The organism is Lysobacter defluvii IMMIB APB-9 = DSM 18482, assembly GCF_000423325.1.
Taxonomy (GTDB): domain Bacteria; phylum Pseudomonadota; class Gammaproteobacteria; order Xanthomonadales; family Xanthomonadaceae; genus Novilysobacter; species Novilysobacter defluvii.
The window spans coordinates 30,066-43,813 of the sequence record NZ_AUHT01000007.1 but is presented as its reverse complement, the minus strand read 5'-3'; the positions used below and the strand labels follow the sequence as shown (position 1 = coordinate 43,813).

The 13,748-nt window shown below is 68.6% G+C and carries 12 protein-coding genes; 5 read left to right on the top strand and 7 right to left on the bottom strand.

The genetic code is table 11. The features are described 5' to 3' along the window. Nucleotides 1-116: 116 nt before the first annotated feature. The 3 genes from G545_RS0106685 (at nt 117) to G545_RS0106675 (ending at nt 4,402) form a co-directional block, all read left to right on the top strand. Nucleotides 117-992 (top strand): tryptophan 2,3-dioxygenase, encoded by an 876-nt coding sequence (locus tag G545_RS0106685; RefSeq protein ID WP_231553164.1) that lies wholly within the window; start codon nt 117-119, stop codon nt 990-992. A 71-nt stretch (nt 993-1,063) separates the two neighbouring features. Then, nucleotides 1,064-2,641, top strand: a complete 1,578-nt coding sequence (locus G545_RS0106680; RefSeq protein WP_027069703.1) for an AbgT family transporter — start codon at nt 1,064-1,066, stop codon at nt 2,639-2,641. Between the two features lie 138 nt (nt 2,642-2,779). Next, on the top strand, nt 2,780-4,402 hold the full coding sequence (locus tag G545_RS0106675) for a peptide MFS transporter (RefSeq protein WP_027069702.1): 1,623 nt from the start codon (nt 2,780-2,782) through the stop codon (nt 4,400-4,402). A gap of 85 nt (nt 4,403-4,487) precedes the next feature. Here G545_RS0106675 and G545_RS0106670 read toward each other — a convergent pair whose 3' ends face one another. Continuing rightward, complete coding sequence (locus tag G545_RS0106670; RefSeq protein WP_027069701.1) at nt 4,488-4,973, bottom strand: MarR family winged helix-turn-helix transcriptional regulator; 486 nt, start codon at nt 4,971-4,973, stop codon at nt 4,488-4,490. Nucleotides 4,974-5,075: 102 nt separating this feature from the next. On the opposite strand from G545_RS0106670, the gene hppD reads away from it, so the two are divergent. Both hppD and hmgA read left to right on the top strand, forming a co-directional pair. After that, nucleotides 5,076-6,161, top strand: a complete 1,086-nt coding sequence (gene hppD / locus G545_RS0106665; protein ID WP_027069700.1) for a 4-hydroxyphenylpyruvate dioxygenase — start codon at nt 5,076-5,078, stop codon at nt 6,159-6,161. Nucleotides 6,162-6,355: 194 nt separating this feature from the next. Next, the gene (hmgA, locus tag G545_RS0106660; RefSeq protein WP_027069699.1) at nt 6,356-7,663 is read left to right on the top strand and encodes a homogentisate 1,2-dioxygenase; all 1,308 of its coding nucleotides are present in this window, start codon (nt 6,356-6,358) and stop codon (nt 7,661-7,663) included. A 58-nt stretch (nt 7,664-7,721) separates the two neighbouring features. Here the strand turns inward: hmgA and G545_RS0106655 are convergent, their stop codons facing one another. From G545_RS0106655 to G545_RS0106630, 6 genes are read right to left on the bottom strand one after another with little or no spacing between them, the layout of a single operon-like run. Continuing rightward, a complete protein-coding gene (locus tag G545_RS0106655; RefSeq protein WP_027069698.1) occupies nt 7,722-8,120 on the bottom strand; it encodes a Na+/H+ antiporter subunit G in 399 nt (132 codons plus the stop codon). 20 nt (nt 8,121-8,140) lie between these two features. Then, nucleotides 8,141-8,440, bottom strand: coding sequence for a K+/H+ antiporter subunit F (locus G545_RS0106650; RefSeq protein ID WP_027069697.1), 300 nt, complete (start codon nt 8,438-8,440; stop codon nt 8,141-8,143). Next, complete coding sequence (locus G545_RS0106645) at nt 8,437-8,925, bottom strand: Na+/H+ antiporter subunit E (RefSeq protein ID WP_027069696.1); 489 nt, start codon at nt 8,923-8,925, stop codon at nt 8,437-8,439. The genes G545_RS0106650 and G545_RS0106645 overlap by 4 nt, the downstream gene beginning before the upstream one ends. Further along, nucleotides 8,922-10,484 carry a monovalent cation/H+ antiporter subunit D gene (locus tag G545_RS0106640; RefSeq protein WP_027069695.1) on the bottom strand — a complete coding sequence of 521 codons (1,563 nt, stop codon included), beginning with the start codon at nt 10,482-10,484 and terminating at the stop codon, nt 8,922-8,924. The genes G545_RS0106645 and G545_RS0106640 overlap by 4 nt, the downstream gene beginning before the upstream one ends. Then, on the bottom strand, nt 10,481-10,897 hold the full coding sequence (locus G545_RS13910) for a Na+/H+ antiporter subunit C (protein WP_052106570.1): 417 nt from the start codon (nt 10,895-10,897) through the stop codon (nt 10,481-10,483). The genes G545_RS0106640 and G545_RS13910 overlap by 4 nt, the downstream gene beginning before the upstream one ends. Next, the gene (locus tag G545_RS0106630) at nt 10,897-13,740 is read right to left on the bottom strand and encodes a monovalent cation/H+ antiporter subunit A (protein ID WP_036136205.1); all 2,844 of its coding nucleotides are present in this window, start codon (nt 13,738-13,740) and stop codon (nt 10,897-10,899) included. Before G545_RS0106630 ends, G545_RS13910 begins: the two co-directional genes overlap by 1 nt. Between the last annotated feature and the right edge of the window lie 8 nt (nt 13,741-13,748).

Here is a 13,748-nt window from a genome sequence, read left to right as displayed (position 1 = left end):
CCGTTTGGCAAGGCCGGGACCTCGCTGTCCCGTGCGCCGCGAGCATATCAGGGCCGTTGGCGCGCGTGCCTGCGCTACCCTTGCGGGGCCGGAAGGCTGCAGCGGAGCGGTTGGGGATGGGTGACAACGACATGCGGGAGGATGGGGCAAAGGCACGCAACGAGCGCGACCTCGAAGCCGGCATCCAGACCGACCTTGCGGGCCGGATGACCTACGGCGGCTACCTACGGCTCGACCGCCTGCTGTCGGCGCAGTCGCCGGTGTCGGATCCCCCGCACCACGACGAGATGCTGTTCATCATCCAGCACCAGACCTCCGAGCTGTGGCTGAAGCTGGTGATCCACGAGCTGGGCGCGGCGGTCGCGCACCTGCGCCGCGACGAGGTCGGGCAGTGCCAGAAGGTCCTGTCGCGCTGCAAGAAGGTCTTCCACCAGCTCACCGAGCAGTGGTCGGTGCTCGAGACCCTGACGCCCTCCGAGTACATGGGGTTCCGCGACCTGCTGGGGCCTTCGTCCGGGTTCCAGTCGCTGCAGTACCGAACCGTCGAGTTCCTGCTGGGCAACAAGAGCGCCGACATGCTGAAGGTGTTCGCCCACGACCCGGCCGCGCACGACCGGCTGCGGGCGGTGCTGGAAGCGCCCAGCCTCTACGACGAGTTCCTGCTGTACCTGGCCCGCTGGGGCCACCCGGTGCCGCGGCGCAACCTGGAGCGTGACTGGAGCCGGACCCACGTGGAGGACCCGGAGCTGCTGCCCGTCTTCGAGGCGATCTACAAGGACACGGGGCGCCACTGGCGCGAGTACGCGCTGGCCGAGGACCTGGTCGACCTGGAAAGCCAGTTCCAGCTGTGGCGCTTCCGCCACATGCGCACGGTGATGCGGATCATCGGCTTCAAGCCCGGCACCGGCGGCTCGTCCGGCGTGGGCTTCCTGCGCCGCGCGCTGGAGCTGAGCTTCTTTCCCGAACTGTTCGCGGTGCGCACCCGGATCTAGCGGCGTTCAGCGGGCGTGAGGCGGCTGTTAGGATGCGGTGAATCCGCATTCGCTTGCCTCCAGGAGCCGGCATGAACCAGGTCCCCGAAGCCGCGCCACGGCGCAACCTCGTCACGCGTTTCCTCGATGGCGTGGAACGGGTCGGCAACAAGCTGCCGGACCCGGCGGTGCTGTTCCTGCTGCTGATGCTGGCCACGTGGGCCGTCTCCGCCCTCATGTCAGGGATGAGCTTCAGCGAGATCGACCCGCGCAGCGGCGAGCCGGTCGAAATCAACAACCTGCTCTCCGGCGCCAGCCTGACCGCGTTCATGGCGACCCTGGTCTCCACCTTCGTCAACTTCGCCCCGCTGGGCGTGGTGCTGGTGGCGATGCTGGGCCTGGGCGTGGCCGAGCACACCGGCTTCATCAATGCCTTGCTGCGCGCGATCCTGGCGGTCACGCCGAAGATGCTGCTGACGCCCGCGCTGATCGCCGTCGGCATCCTGAGCCACATCGCGGTCGACGCCGGCTACGTGCTGGTGATCCCGCTGGGCGCGGTGATCTTCTACGCGGCGGGGCGGCACCCGCTGGCGGGCATTGCGGCGGCGTTCGCCGGCGTCTCAGGCGGGTTCTCGGCGACGTTCTTCATTCCCTCCAGTCTCGATCCGATGCTGGCGGCGCTGACCCAGGAGGCCGCGCGCATCGTCGCCCCGGCCGCGGAGATCAGCCCGCTCAACAACTTCTACTTCACCAGCGCGTCGACCGTCCTGGTGGTCCTGGTCGGCTGGTACCTGACCGACCGCGTGATCGAGCCGCGGCTGAAGTCTACGCCGGTGGATGGCGACTCGAGCGACATGCCGACCATGGAGCCGCTGGAACCGAACGAAAAACGCGGCCTGGTCGCCGCCGTCGCGGCCATGGGCATCGCGTTGGTGCTGTTCGTGCTGACCCTGCTGCCGGAAGGCACCCCGTGGGCGGCCGACCCGGCCACTCTGGCCCCGGGCACCCAGCCGCTGCTGGCGTTCACCGCGCCGCTGATGCAGTCGATCGTGGCGCTGATCTTCCTGTTCTTCCTGATCCCCGGCGTGGTCTACGGCTACGTCGCCGGCACCGCCCGGAGCCACCGCGACATCATCGGCGGGATGAGCAAGGCGATGAGCGGCATGGGCTACTACATCGTCATGGCGTTCTTCGCGGCGCAGTTCATCTATGCCTTCAGCCAGTCGAACCTGGGCGTGCTGATCGCGATCAAGGGCGCCAACGCGCTGCAGGCCATGGGCCTGCACATGTCGCTGACCCTGGTCGGCATCGTGCTGCTGTCGGGCCTGGTGAACCTGCTGATCGGCTCGGCCTCGGCCAAGTGGGCGCTGATCGGCGCGATCATGGTGCCGATGCTGATGCAGCTGGGGATCTCGCCGGACCTGACCCAGGCCGCCTACCGGGTGGGCGACTCCAGCACCAACATCATCACCCCGCTGCTGCCGTACTTCCCGCTGATCGTCGTGTTCTGCCAGAAGTACGTGAAGTCCGCGGGCGTCGGGACGCTGCTGGCGCTGATGCTGCCGTTCTCGATCTCGCTGCTGGTGGTGTGGACCCTGTTCCTGGTCGGGTTCTGGGCGCTGGGCATTCCGCTGGGCGTCGGCTCGTCCTATGCGTGGCCTGCCGGTTGAGGATGATGAACAGGGGGACGCGGTCCCGGTGGACGTCGAGTTGGGGTAAGTTTCACCGTCGCCCTGCCACCGAGGGGGCGGATCGACGACAGCGGCCGCGTGACGGTTGCCGATCAAACATCGGGGAGTAGAGAAAAAGTGGCTACCAATCCAGTACCCGTCCAGGAAGGCAAGACCTTCCTGGGCCACCCGCGCGGCCTGTTCGTGCTGTTCTTCGCCGAGATGTGGGAGCGCTTCTCGTACTACGGGATGCGCGCGATCCTGATCTTCTACCTCATCCAGCACTGGCTGTTCTCGGAGGAGAAGTCCTACGTCATCTATGGCGCCTACACCGCGCTGGTGTACATCACCCCGGTGATCGGCGGGTACCTGGCCGACCGCTACATCGGCCAGCGCAGGGCGGTGCAGTTCGGCGCCATCCTGCTGGTGATCGGCCACGGCCTGATGGCCTTCGAGGGTCCGAGTCCGTCGCAGTTCCCGGGGCTCACGCCGGCGGACATGCAGAACTCGATCTACGCCAACATCTTCTGGCTGGCGCTGGCGTTCATCATCATGGGCGTGGGCTTCCTGAAGTCCAGCATTTCGGTGATGGTCGGCCAGCTGTATCCGGAAGGCGACATCCGCCGCGACCCGGCCTTCACCATCTTCTACATGGGCATCAACCTGGGTGCCGCGCTGGGCTCGCTGCTGGTCGGCTACCTGGGCCACACCTGGGGCTGGAGCTGGGGCTTCGGCGCCGCGGGCGTCGGCATGCTGCTGGGCCTGATCGTGTTCGTCTGGGGCCGTCCCGCGCTGCTGGGCAAGGGCGAGGCACCGGATCCGGCGCGGCTGCGCGAGCGGTTCGCCGGCATCCCGCTGGAGTGGCGGGTGTACCTGTCCGGCCTGGTCGGCGTGGTGGTGGTCTGGTTCCTGGTGCAGTACCAGTCGATGGTCGGGTGGTTGCTGGGCCTGTTCGGCCTGGCGGTGGTGCTCTTCATCCTGTTCAACGCGGTGTTCAAGATGGAGCGGGTCGAGCGGCACCGGATCATCGCCGCGCTGTTCCTGATCGCGCTGCAGCCGCTGTTCTGGTCGCTGTTCGAGCAGGCGGGTTCCTCGCTCAACGTGTTCACCGACCGCCACGTGGATCGCACCATCCTCGGTTGGGAAGTGCCCCCGGGCATGTTCCAGTCGCTGAACTCGATCTACATCATCCTGCTCGCGCCGCTTTTCGCCTGGCTGTGGCTGAACCTGGCAAAGCGGAACCTCGAGCCGTCCACCCCGGCCAAGTTCGGCCTGGGCCTGGTCCAGCTCGGCGCCGGCTTCCTGGTACTGGTGGCGGGCGTGGCCGCAAGCGGCAACGGCATGACCCCGGTGATCTTCATCTTCCTGATCTACCTGCTGCACACCATGGGCGAGCTGTGCCTGTCGCCTGTCGGCCTGTCGGCGATGACCAAGCTGGCTCCGGCCCGCATGGCCGGACTGATGATGGGCACCTGGTTCCTGGCCAGTGCGGCCGGCAACTTCATCGGCGGGCTGATTGCCAGCGCCACCGCGAGCGGTGCGGAAGAAGGGAGCACCAGCCAGGTGGTCGAGGTCTACTCGCAGATCGGCTGGGTCGCGATCGGCGTCGGCGTCGGCGTGATCGTGATCGCCCCGCTGGTGCGCAAGCTGATGCACGAGGAGCTGATCGGGCGTACCGACCACGCGCTGGCCGGCGGTGAGACCGGGCTGGCCGAGCCGGCCGCCGCGGGTACCGACACCGGGACCGAGCGCAAGCCATAACCGGTCCGGCCAACGCGCCACCCGCGGGTGGCGCGGCGGCAATGGCAGTTCCAGACGCCGGCCCGGGTGGCCGGCGTCGCCGTTTTCAGCCCCGGTCGATGTCGATGGCGTCGAGCCGGTCGAGCAGGGCGAACAGCGCCTCGCGCTCGCGCGGCCCCAGGTGGCCGAACAGGCGCTGCTCGAACTCCAGCGCGAGCGGGGCGACCTCGGCATAGATCTGCTGCCCGACCGGGCTCAGGTGCAGCACCGAGCGCCGGCGGTCTTCCGGGTCCATGCCGCGCTCCACCCGCCCTGCCTCCACCAGCCTCGCCACCGCGCGGCTGACCGCCACCTTGTCCATCGCCGTGCGCTGGGCCACCTCGCCCGCGGACAGGCCGGGATGCAGGCCGAGCACGGCCATCACGCGCCACTCGGTGATGCCCAGGTCCAGGCGCTCGGCGTAGATCCGGGCGATCGCGGTGCTCAGCCGGTTGGACAGCACCGAGAGCCGGTAGGGCAGGAAGTGGTCCAGGTCCAGCTTCGTGCCGGCCCCGCCGGGGCGTTCCGGACCGGGCGCGTCTGCAACGGCCATGTGGCCCCCTTGCATATGGTTTCAGGTGAAACTATAAATCGTCATCCACCCCACGCAAGCCGCGCGGCCCGCGCAGGCATGCACGAACACCAGGAGTACGCCATGAGCGCCCAGCCCAACCTCGGCATGGAAGTCACCACTTTCGAGAACCCGATGGGGATCAACGGGTTCGAGTTCGTCGAGTTCGCCGCGCCGCAGGGCGAGGGCCCGCGCATGCGCGAGTACCTGGAGAAGCTCGGCTTCACGGCGATCGCGAAGCATCGCCAGCGTGCGATCACCCTGTTCCGCCAGGGCACGATCAACTTCCTGCTCAACGAGGAGCCGGACTCCTTCGCGGCCGACTTCGCCGCCAAGCACGGTCCCTCGGCCGCGGGCTTCGCCATCCGCTTCAAGCGGAAGCCGTCCGAGGTGCTCGAGCACGTGCTGGCCAACGGCGGCGAGAAGGCCGACCACAAGGCCGAGACGCGGGCGGTCGACTTCCCGGCGATCAAGGGCATCGGCGACTGCATGCTGTACCTCATCGACGACTCCGCCGCCAACGTCTACGCCGACTACGAGCCGCTGCCGGGCGTGGACCAGAACCCGCGCGGGTTCGGCCTGACCTTCATCGACCACCTGACCCACAACCTGTTCCTCGGGAACATGCAGAAGTGGTCGGACTACTACGAGAAGCTGTTCAACTTCCGCGAGATCCGCTACTTCGACATCAAGGGCAGCAAGACCGGCCTGCTGTCGAAGGCGATGACCGCCCCGGACGGCGTGGTGCGCATCCCGCTCAACGAGTCGTCCGACGAGAAGAGCCAGATCAACGAGTACCTGCGCGACTACAAGGGCGAGGGCATCCAGCACATCGCCCTGTTCACCGACGACATCTACGAGTCGGTGGAGAAGATGCGCGAGGCCGGCATCGAGTTCCTGGACACCCCCGACACGTACTTCGACGTGATCGACCAGCGCATCCCGAACCACGGCGAGGACGTGGAGCGCCTGCGCAAGAACGCGATCCTGATCGACGCCGACCCGGAGACCAAGCAGCGCAAGCTGCTGCAGATCTTCGGCCAGAACGCCTTCGGCCCGATCTTCTTCGAGATCATCCAGCGCAAGGGCAACGAAGGCTTCGGCGAGGGCAACTTCCAGGCGCTGTTCGAGTCGATCGAGCGCGACCAGATGAAGCGCGGCGTGCTGTAAGGGAGTTCCTCCCTTCTCCCGCGCGCGACTGCCCTTCTCCCGCTAGCGGGAGAAGGTGCCCGAAGGGCGGATGAGGGAAGCTTTTGATTTTTCCTGAGTCAGGAGCAAAAGCAAAAGCAAAAGCAAAAGCCCCTCACCCCAACCCTCTCCCGCGAGCGGGAGAGGGGATAACTGCGAAAGCACAGGTAACGCCCATGCACCAGCACGCCTACATGTCCGGCTTCGCCAACGAGTTCGCCACCGAGGCGATCGAGGGCACGCTGCCCGTCGGCCGCAACTCGCCGCAGAAGGTCGCGCACGGCCTCTACGCCGAGCAACTGACCGGCACGGCGTTCACCGCGCCGCGGGGGAGTAATCGGCGCAGCTGGCTGTACCGGATCCGGCCGGCGGCGGTGCATGGACCCTTCGAGCGGCTTGGAGCGGCGGACGGCACGGCGCGGTTCCACAACGACTTCGGCGACGGGCCGGTGACGCCGGACCAGCTGCGCTGGGATCCGCTGCCGATGCCGGCGGACGACCAGCCCACCGACTTCGTCGATGGCCTCTTCACCATGGCCGGCAACGGTGGGCCGCAGCAAATGACCGGCATGGGCGTGCACGTGTACGCCGCCAACCGGTCCATGCAGGGGCGCTTCTTCTACGACGCCGACGGCGAGCTGCTGGTCGTCCCGCAACAGGGCCGGCTGCGCATCGCCACCGAGCTGGGCGTACTCGAGGCGGAGCCGCAGGAGATCGCGGTGATCCCGCGCGGGGTGCGCTTCCGGGTGGAGCTGCCCGACGGCAGCGCCCGCGGCTACGTGTGCGAGAACTTCGGCGCGCTGTTCAGGCTCCCGGACCTGGGTCCCATCGGCAGCAACGGCCTGGCCAACCCGCGCGACTTCCTGACGCCCCAGGCGGCGTACGAGGACGTGGAAGGCGACTTCGAGCTGGTCGCCAAGTTCCAGGGCCACCTGTGGCGCGCCGACATCGGCCACAGCCCGCTCGACGTGGTCGGCTGGCACGGCAACTACGCCCCGTACAAGTACGACCTGCGCCGTTTCAACACCATCGGCTCGATCAGCTTCGACCACCCGGACCCGTCGATCTTCCTGGTGCTGCATTCGCCCAGCGACACCCCCGGCACCAGCAACATCGACTTCGTGATCTTCCCGCCGCGCTGGCTGGTGGCGCAGGACACCTTCCGCCCGCCGTGGTTCCACCGCAACGTCGCCAGCGAGTTCATGGGCCTGGTGCACGGCGCCTACGACGCCAAGGCCGAAGGCTTCGTCCCCGGCGGCGCCAGCCTGCACAACTGCATGACCGGCCACGGCCCGGATGCGGCCACCTTCAACAAGGCCAGCAATGCCGACCTGTCGAAGCCGGACGTCGTCACCGACACCATGGCCTTCATGTTCGAGTCGCGGGCGGTGATCCGCCCCACAAGCCAGGCGCTCGCCGCGGGCCACCGCCAGCGTGGCTACCAGGCCTGCTGGGAAGGCCTGCGGCGCAACTTCACCCGATAGCTCCGCGCCGAGGGCAACACGCCCGCAGCGACGCCGGACCGTGGCCGCGCCCCGGCCGCTACTGCGGGTCGTGGCGTTCTTCGGTCTGATCCGGCGCGTACTCGTCGTACTGTCCGTCCGGCCGCGGCGGCACGTGGGTGTCTTCCTCGGACACGCCCGGCAGCTGCGGGCGCTCGTCCATGCGCAGCGACAGCCCCGCCTTGGCCATCAGGTGCGCGCTGATCGGCGCGGTGATGAACAGGAACGCGGTGATCAGCAGCTCGCGCGGCTGGGGATCGCTGCCGGCCCAGGCGTGGTAGCCCACGGACGTGGCGAGGATGCAGCCCACGCCCAGGGTGCTGGCCTTGGTCGGGCCATGCAGGCGCTTGAAGAACTCCGACAGCTTCACCAGGCTGAAGGCACCCAGCAGCATGAAGAAGCTGCCCACCGCCAGCAGGAACACCAGCCCGATCTCCATTGCGTTGGCGAGCACGGTGTTCATTCGACGATGTCCCGGCGGATGACGTACTTGCTCAGCACGACGGTGGTCACGAAACCGAGCATGGCGATGATGAGCGCGGCCTCGAAGTAGACGGCGGTGCGCAGGTGGATGCCCAGCAGCATCAGCTCGGCGATGGCGGTGACGTTGAGGGTGTCCAGGGCGAGGATGCGGTCGGGCACGGTCGGGCCCCGCACCAGCCGCCACATCGCCAGCAGGATCGCCAGGCCGACGGCGAACATCGACCCGACCACCGCCGCGTCGATCAGGCTCACCCCGAAGATCTGGATTCCGGTCATGGGAAGATCACCTTCAGTGGTTCCTCGTAGCGGCGCTTGATGTCCGCGATCTGCTCCTCGGCCCCCTGGAGGTTGAACACGTGGATCAGCAGGTAGCGCCGGTCATCGGAAATCGCCGCGCTGACCGTGCCCGGCGTCAGGGTGATGAAGCTGGTCAGGGCCGCGATCGCGTGGATGTTCTGGATTTCCAGCGGGTACCAGATGAAACCCGGATGGATGTCCTTCTCCCGGCCGAGCACGCGGCGGGCCACCTCGATGTTGCTCAGCAGGATGTCCCACAGCAGCACCAGCACCAGCCTGGGCACCGGGCGCAGGCTGCCAATGCGCGCGAACTCGCGGTCCAGCCGCGCCGCGAACGGCGGGATCACCAGCCCCAGCACAACGCCCAACAGCAGCTGCTGCAGCGAGAATTCCGACACCATCAGGAGCCAGAACACGACGATGTTCACGAACAGCAGCGGGGAGGGGATCCAGCGCTTCATCATGGGTTCCTCATCTCCGGCGCGGTGCCGCGCAGCTGGGCGACGTAGTCCCCCGGCGCGAGCAGCTGGCGGGCGGCGGCCTCGGTGTACTCGATCACCGGGGCGGCCGCGAGGGTCATGGCGATGCCGTAGGCCAGCAGCAGCATGGTCGCCGCGGTCTCGGTGGCGCGCATCGAGCGCAGGCCCTTGGGCCCCGGGCTGTGGCCCGCGCGGTCGCGGATGTCGTTGGCGTCCCGGGTGTTGCGCCAGAACACCCGGCCACCGGCGCGGGCCAGGCCGATGATCACCATCAGGCTGCTGGCCAGGATCGCCGACCAGGCCCAGCCCACGTGTTCGGCGGGCACCGCGGCCAGCAGCGCGAGCTTGCCGATGAAGCCCGACAGCGGCGGCAGCCCGGCGATCGAGACCGCCGCGACCAGGAACATGATCGAGGCCATCCGCCGCACCGGGGGCGGGGCGTTGATCTCGCGCAGGTCGGTGCTGGCATCGCCACGGCCGCGGCGGACCAGCTCGGCGATCATGAACAGCGCCGCCGCCACGAAGGTGCTGTGCACCAGGTAGTACAGCCCGGCGCCGATGGTGCCCGGCTGCCGCAGGCCGAAGGCGATGAACAGCGTGGCCGCCGAGACCAGCACCAGGTAGGCGACCAGCATGCGCATGCGCGCCGCCGCCAGCACGCCCAGCGCCCCAAGCGCGAGCGTCACCACCGCCAGCGGCAGGATCCAGCTCCAGCCGTAGTCCTGCAACGGACCGGCGGCCTCGCCCAGCATCAGCGCCCAGATCCGCAGCACCGCGTAGATGCCGACCTTGCTCATCACCACGAACAGCGCCGCCACCGCCGCGGGGGCGCGGGTGTAGGTCTCCGGCAGCCACAGGTACAGCGGCGTCAGCGCGGCCTTGGCGCAGAACACCACCAGCAGCAACCCGAACACGGCCTTGGCCAGCGCCAGGTCGTGGGCCGGCAGGTTGGCGACCTTCACCGCGATCTCGGCCATGTTCAGCGTGCCCAGCACCCCGTACAGCAGGCCCAGGCCGATCAGGAACAGCGTCGAGGCGGCGACGTTGAACACCACGTAGTGCAAGCCCGCGGTCATGCGCACGCCCCGGCCGCCCGACAGCAGCAGCCCGTAGGACGCGATCAGCATCACCTCGAAGAACACGAACAGGTTGAACACGTCGCCGGTCAGGAAGGCGCCGTTGAGCCCTACCAGCTGCAGCTGGAACAGGGCATGGAAGTGCAGCGCCCGGCGGTCCCAGCCCGAGCAGGCGTGCAGCAGGCAGGCTGCCGCCAGCAGGTTGGTGGTCAGCAGCATCAGCGCCGACAGCCGGTCGACCATCAGCACGATGCCCAGCCGCGACGGCCAGTCGCCAAGCAGGTAGACCAGCACCTCGCCGCTGGAGGCCTGCACCACCAGGCCCACCGTGGCCGCCAGGCAGGCGAGCATGAACACCCAGGCCACCGAGCGCTGCACCACGGTGCCGATCCGGCGGTGCTCGACGAACAGCGACAGGGCGCCGCCGATGACCGGGATCAGGATCGGGAGGAGGGGCAGGTGGCTCACGGGCGCTCCTCCCCGCGCGGCAGGCCCATCGGCACGCCGACATCCCCGCCCGCGGGCGCATCGCGCTCCTGCGGCGGTGCCTCCAGCCCGTCCAGGTGGTCGTTGTCATTGTCGGCCCGGCTGCGCATCGCGACCACGATGGAGACCGCGGTCATCGCGAACCCGATCACGATCGCGGTCAGCACCAGTGCCTGGGGCAGCGGGTCGGTGTAGTCGGCCAGGTTGCCCGGCACGCCTTCGCGGATCACCGGCGGCTTGCCGGGGACCAGCCGGCCGCTGGAGAAGATCAACAGGTTGGCGGCGTACGACAGCAGGGTGAGGCCCAGGATCACGTCGAAGCTGCGCGCGCGCAGCAACAGGTAGACCGAGGCGAAGACCAGCACGCCGATACCGCTGGCAAGGGCGAGTTCCATCAGCGCAGCGCCTCCCCGGTGATGGCGGACCGGCGCATCGGGTCGATCACGCCTCGGTGGGCGACCATGCGCTTGGACGGCTTGAGCGTGCCGAGCATCGACAGCATCAGCATGGTGCTGCCGAACACGACCAGGTAGACGCCGGTGTCGAACACCATCGCGCTGGCCAGCGGGATCGTGCCCAGCAGCGGGATCTCCAGGTCCAGGTGGCCGCTGGTCAGGAACGGCAGGCCGAAGGCCATCGAGCCGATGCCCCCGAGCGCGGCGACCAGCAGCCCGGCACCGATGCAGCGGATGTAGTCGAAGCCGAAGCGCGACTCCACCGAGTCCGCGCCCTGGATCACGTACTGGATCAGCAGCGGCACCGCCAGGGTCAGGCCGGCGATGAAGCCGCCGCCCGGCGCGTTGTGGCCGCGAAGGAACAGGAACACCGAAACCACCACCGTGAGCGGGAACAGGATCTGGGCCAGGTCGGCGGGCACCGGCAGCTTCACCGGCGGACCCGGCATGACCTTCTCCGGCGCCATCCGGGCGCGGCGGACCAGGGCGTGCACCACCAGCCCGGCGATGCCGAACACGGCGATCTCGCCGAAGGTGTCGAAGCCGCGGAAGTCGACCAGGGTCACGTTGACCACGTTGGCGCCCCAGGCCTCCGGCAGCGAGCGTGCAAGCAGCTCGCCGGCGATGGTGTCGGCCGGGCGCGTCATCATGGCGTAGGCGAGCGCGGCCACGCCGCCGCCGGCCACCAGGGCGATCGAGCCGTCGCGGACCCGCCGCAGCCAGGAGCGCTCCGGCGGCGCGCCCTGCGGCAGGTAGTGCAGGGCGAGCAGCAGCAGCGAGACGGTCACCATCTCCACCAGCAGCTGGGTCAGCGCCAGGTCCGGCGCCGACAGCGCCACGAAGGTCAGGCTGACCGCCAGGCCGACGCCGCCGATCACGATCACCGCCAGCAGGCGGTAGCGGTACAGCGCCAGGGTGGCCAGGGTGCAACCGACCAGCAGCACCCACAGCACCAGCGCCAGGCGGTTCATCGGCTGCGAGCCGGCGCGCACCAGCGGGGCGGGGTCGAGCAGGCCGGCCATGCCGTTGGCCAGGAACGGCGCCAGTCCCGCCGCCACCGCCGCCAGGACCAGCCACAGCATGCTGCGCTGCACGCTGCCGTTGGCAAGCGAATGGGTGAAGCGGCGGGCGAGGCGGAACAGGGCCTCGACGTTGATCCAGAACAGCTTGCGCCCCAGCGAGCCGCGCACGATCGCGTGCAGGTCGAACAACCGCCGCAGGCCGGAGTACAGGATCACGCCGCCGACCACGCCAGCGATGCTCATCATCAGCGGCAGGTTGAAGCCGTGCCACACCGACAGGCTGTAGTCCGGGGTGGCCGGACCCAGCACGCCCAGCGAAGCCGCCTGCAGCGCGGGCCCGACCACCAGCTGCGGGGCGATGCCGACCGCAACGCACAGCACCACCAGGATCGCCACCGGCACCTGCATGAACGCCGGCGGCTCGTGCACCTCGCGGTCCACCTCGCGCGGCCCGGGGCCGAAGAAGGTGTCGTGCACGAAGCGCAGCGAGTACGCCACCCCGAAGATCGCGAACAGCAGCGCGGCGATGCTGACGAAGTTGCGCACCAGGTCGTGGCCCTGGATCTCCAGCGCCTGGGCGAAGAACATTTCCTTGGACAGGAAGCCGTTGAGCAGCGGGATGCCCGCCATCGCCAGCGAGGCGACGATCGCCAGCGCGCTGGTCCAGGGCAGGTAGCGCCGCAGGTTGCCCAGCCTGCGCATGTCGCGGGTGCCGGTCTCGTGGTCGATGATGCCGGCGGCCATGAACAGCGAGGCCTTGAAGGTCGCGTGGTTGATGATGTGGAACAGCCCCGCCACCACCGCGAACGGCGTCGACAGCCCGAACAGCAGCGTGATCAGGCCCAGGTGGGAGATGGTCGAGTACGCCAGCAGCCCCTTGAGGTCGTGCTGGAAGATCGCGAACCAGGCGCCCACCAGCAGCGTCAGCGCGCCGACGATGGTGACCACGTAGAAGAACAGGTCGGTCCCGGCCAGCACCGGGTGCAGTCGCGCCAGCAGGAACACGCCGGCCTTCACCATGGTCGCCGAGTGCAGGTAGGCCGACACCGGCGTCGGGGCCGCCATCGCGTGCGGCAACCAGAAGTGGAACGGGAACTGCGCGCTCTTGGTGAACACGCCGGCCAGCACCAGCAGCAGGATCCACGGGTACAGCGCGTGCCCGCGGACGAGATCCCCCGACGCCAGCACCACGTCCAGGTCGAAGCTGCCGACCACGTTGCCGAGCAGGATCACGCCGCCCATCAGGGCCAGCCCCCCGCCGGCGGTGATGGTCAGCGCCATGCGGGCGCCGTCGCGGGCGTCCTCGCGGTGGTTCCAGAAGCCGATCAGCAGGAACGAGCTGATCGAGGTGAGCTCCCAGAACACCACCATCAGCAGCAGGTTGCCGGCGAGTACGACCCCCAGCATCGAGCCCATGAACAGCAGCAGGTAGCCGAAGAAGCGCCGCGCGTTCTCCTCCGGGCCCAGGTAGTAATGGGCGTACATCACCACCAGCCCGCCGATGCCCAGTACCAGGCCGGCGAACATCCACGCGTAGCCGTCCAGCCGCAGGGTCAGGTCCATGCCCAGCTGCGGCACCCACTCCAGGCTCCAGCGCACGATCTCCCCGTCGAGTACCGCCGGGGTCAGCGAAACCAGGATTGCCAGTCCGGCCAGGGGCACCGCCCCTGCGATCCAGGCCGTGGTACGCCGGCCAACCCCGCTGAACGCCATCGCCAGCACGGAAAACAGGAACGGGAGGACTAGCAGCAGTGGCAGCATCGGGCTCC

Coding starts and splice junctions, on each gene's coding strand:
- G545_RS0106685 (WP_231553164.1), top strand. CDS start 117: ATGGGTGACAACGACATGCGGGAGGATGGGGCAAAGGCACGCAACGAG.
- G545_RS0106680 (WP_027069703.1), top strand. CDS start 1,064: ATGAACCAGGTCCCCGAAGCCGCGCCACGGCGCAACCTCGTCACGCGT.
- G545_RS0106670 (WP_027069701.1), bottom strand. CDS start 4,973: ATGGCCGTTGCAGACGCGCCCGGTCCGGAACGCCCCGGCGGGGCCGGC.
- hppD (WP_027069700.1), top strand. CDS start 5,076: ATGAGCGCCCAGCCCAACCTCGGCATGGAAGTCACCACTTTCGAGAAC.
- hmgA (WP_027069699.1), top strand. CDS start 6,356: ATGCACCAGCACGCCTACATGTCCGGCTTCGCCAACGAGTTCGCCACC.
- G545_RS0106655 (WP_027069698.1), bottom strand. CDS start 8,120: ATGGAGATCGGGCTGGTGTTCCTGCTGGCGGTGGGCAGCTTCTTCATG.
- G545_RS0106650 (WP_027069697.1), bottom strand. CDS start 8,440: ATGACCGGAATCCAGATCTTCGGGGTGAGCCTGATCGACGCGGCGGTG.
- G545_RS0106645 (WP_027069696.1), bottom strand. CDS start 8,925: ATGATGAAGCGCTGGATCCCCTCCCCGCTGCTGTTCGTGAACATCGTC.
- G545_RS13910 (WP_052106570.1), bottom strand. CDS start 10,897: ATGGAACTCGCCCTTGCCAGCGGTATCGGCGTGCTGGTCTTCGCCTCG.
- G545_RS0106630 (WP_036136205.1), bottom strand. CDS start 13,740: ATGCTGCCACTGCTGCTAGTCCTCCCGTTCCTGTTTTCCGTGCTGGCG.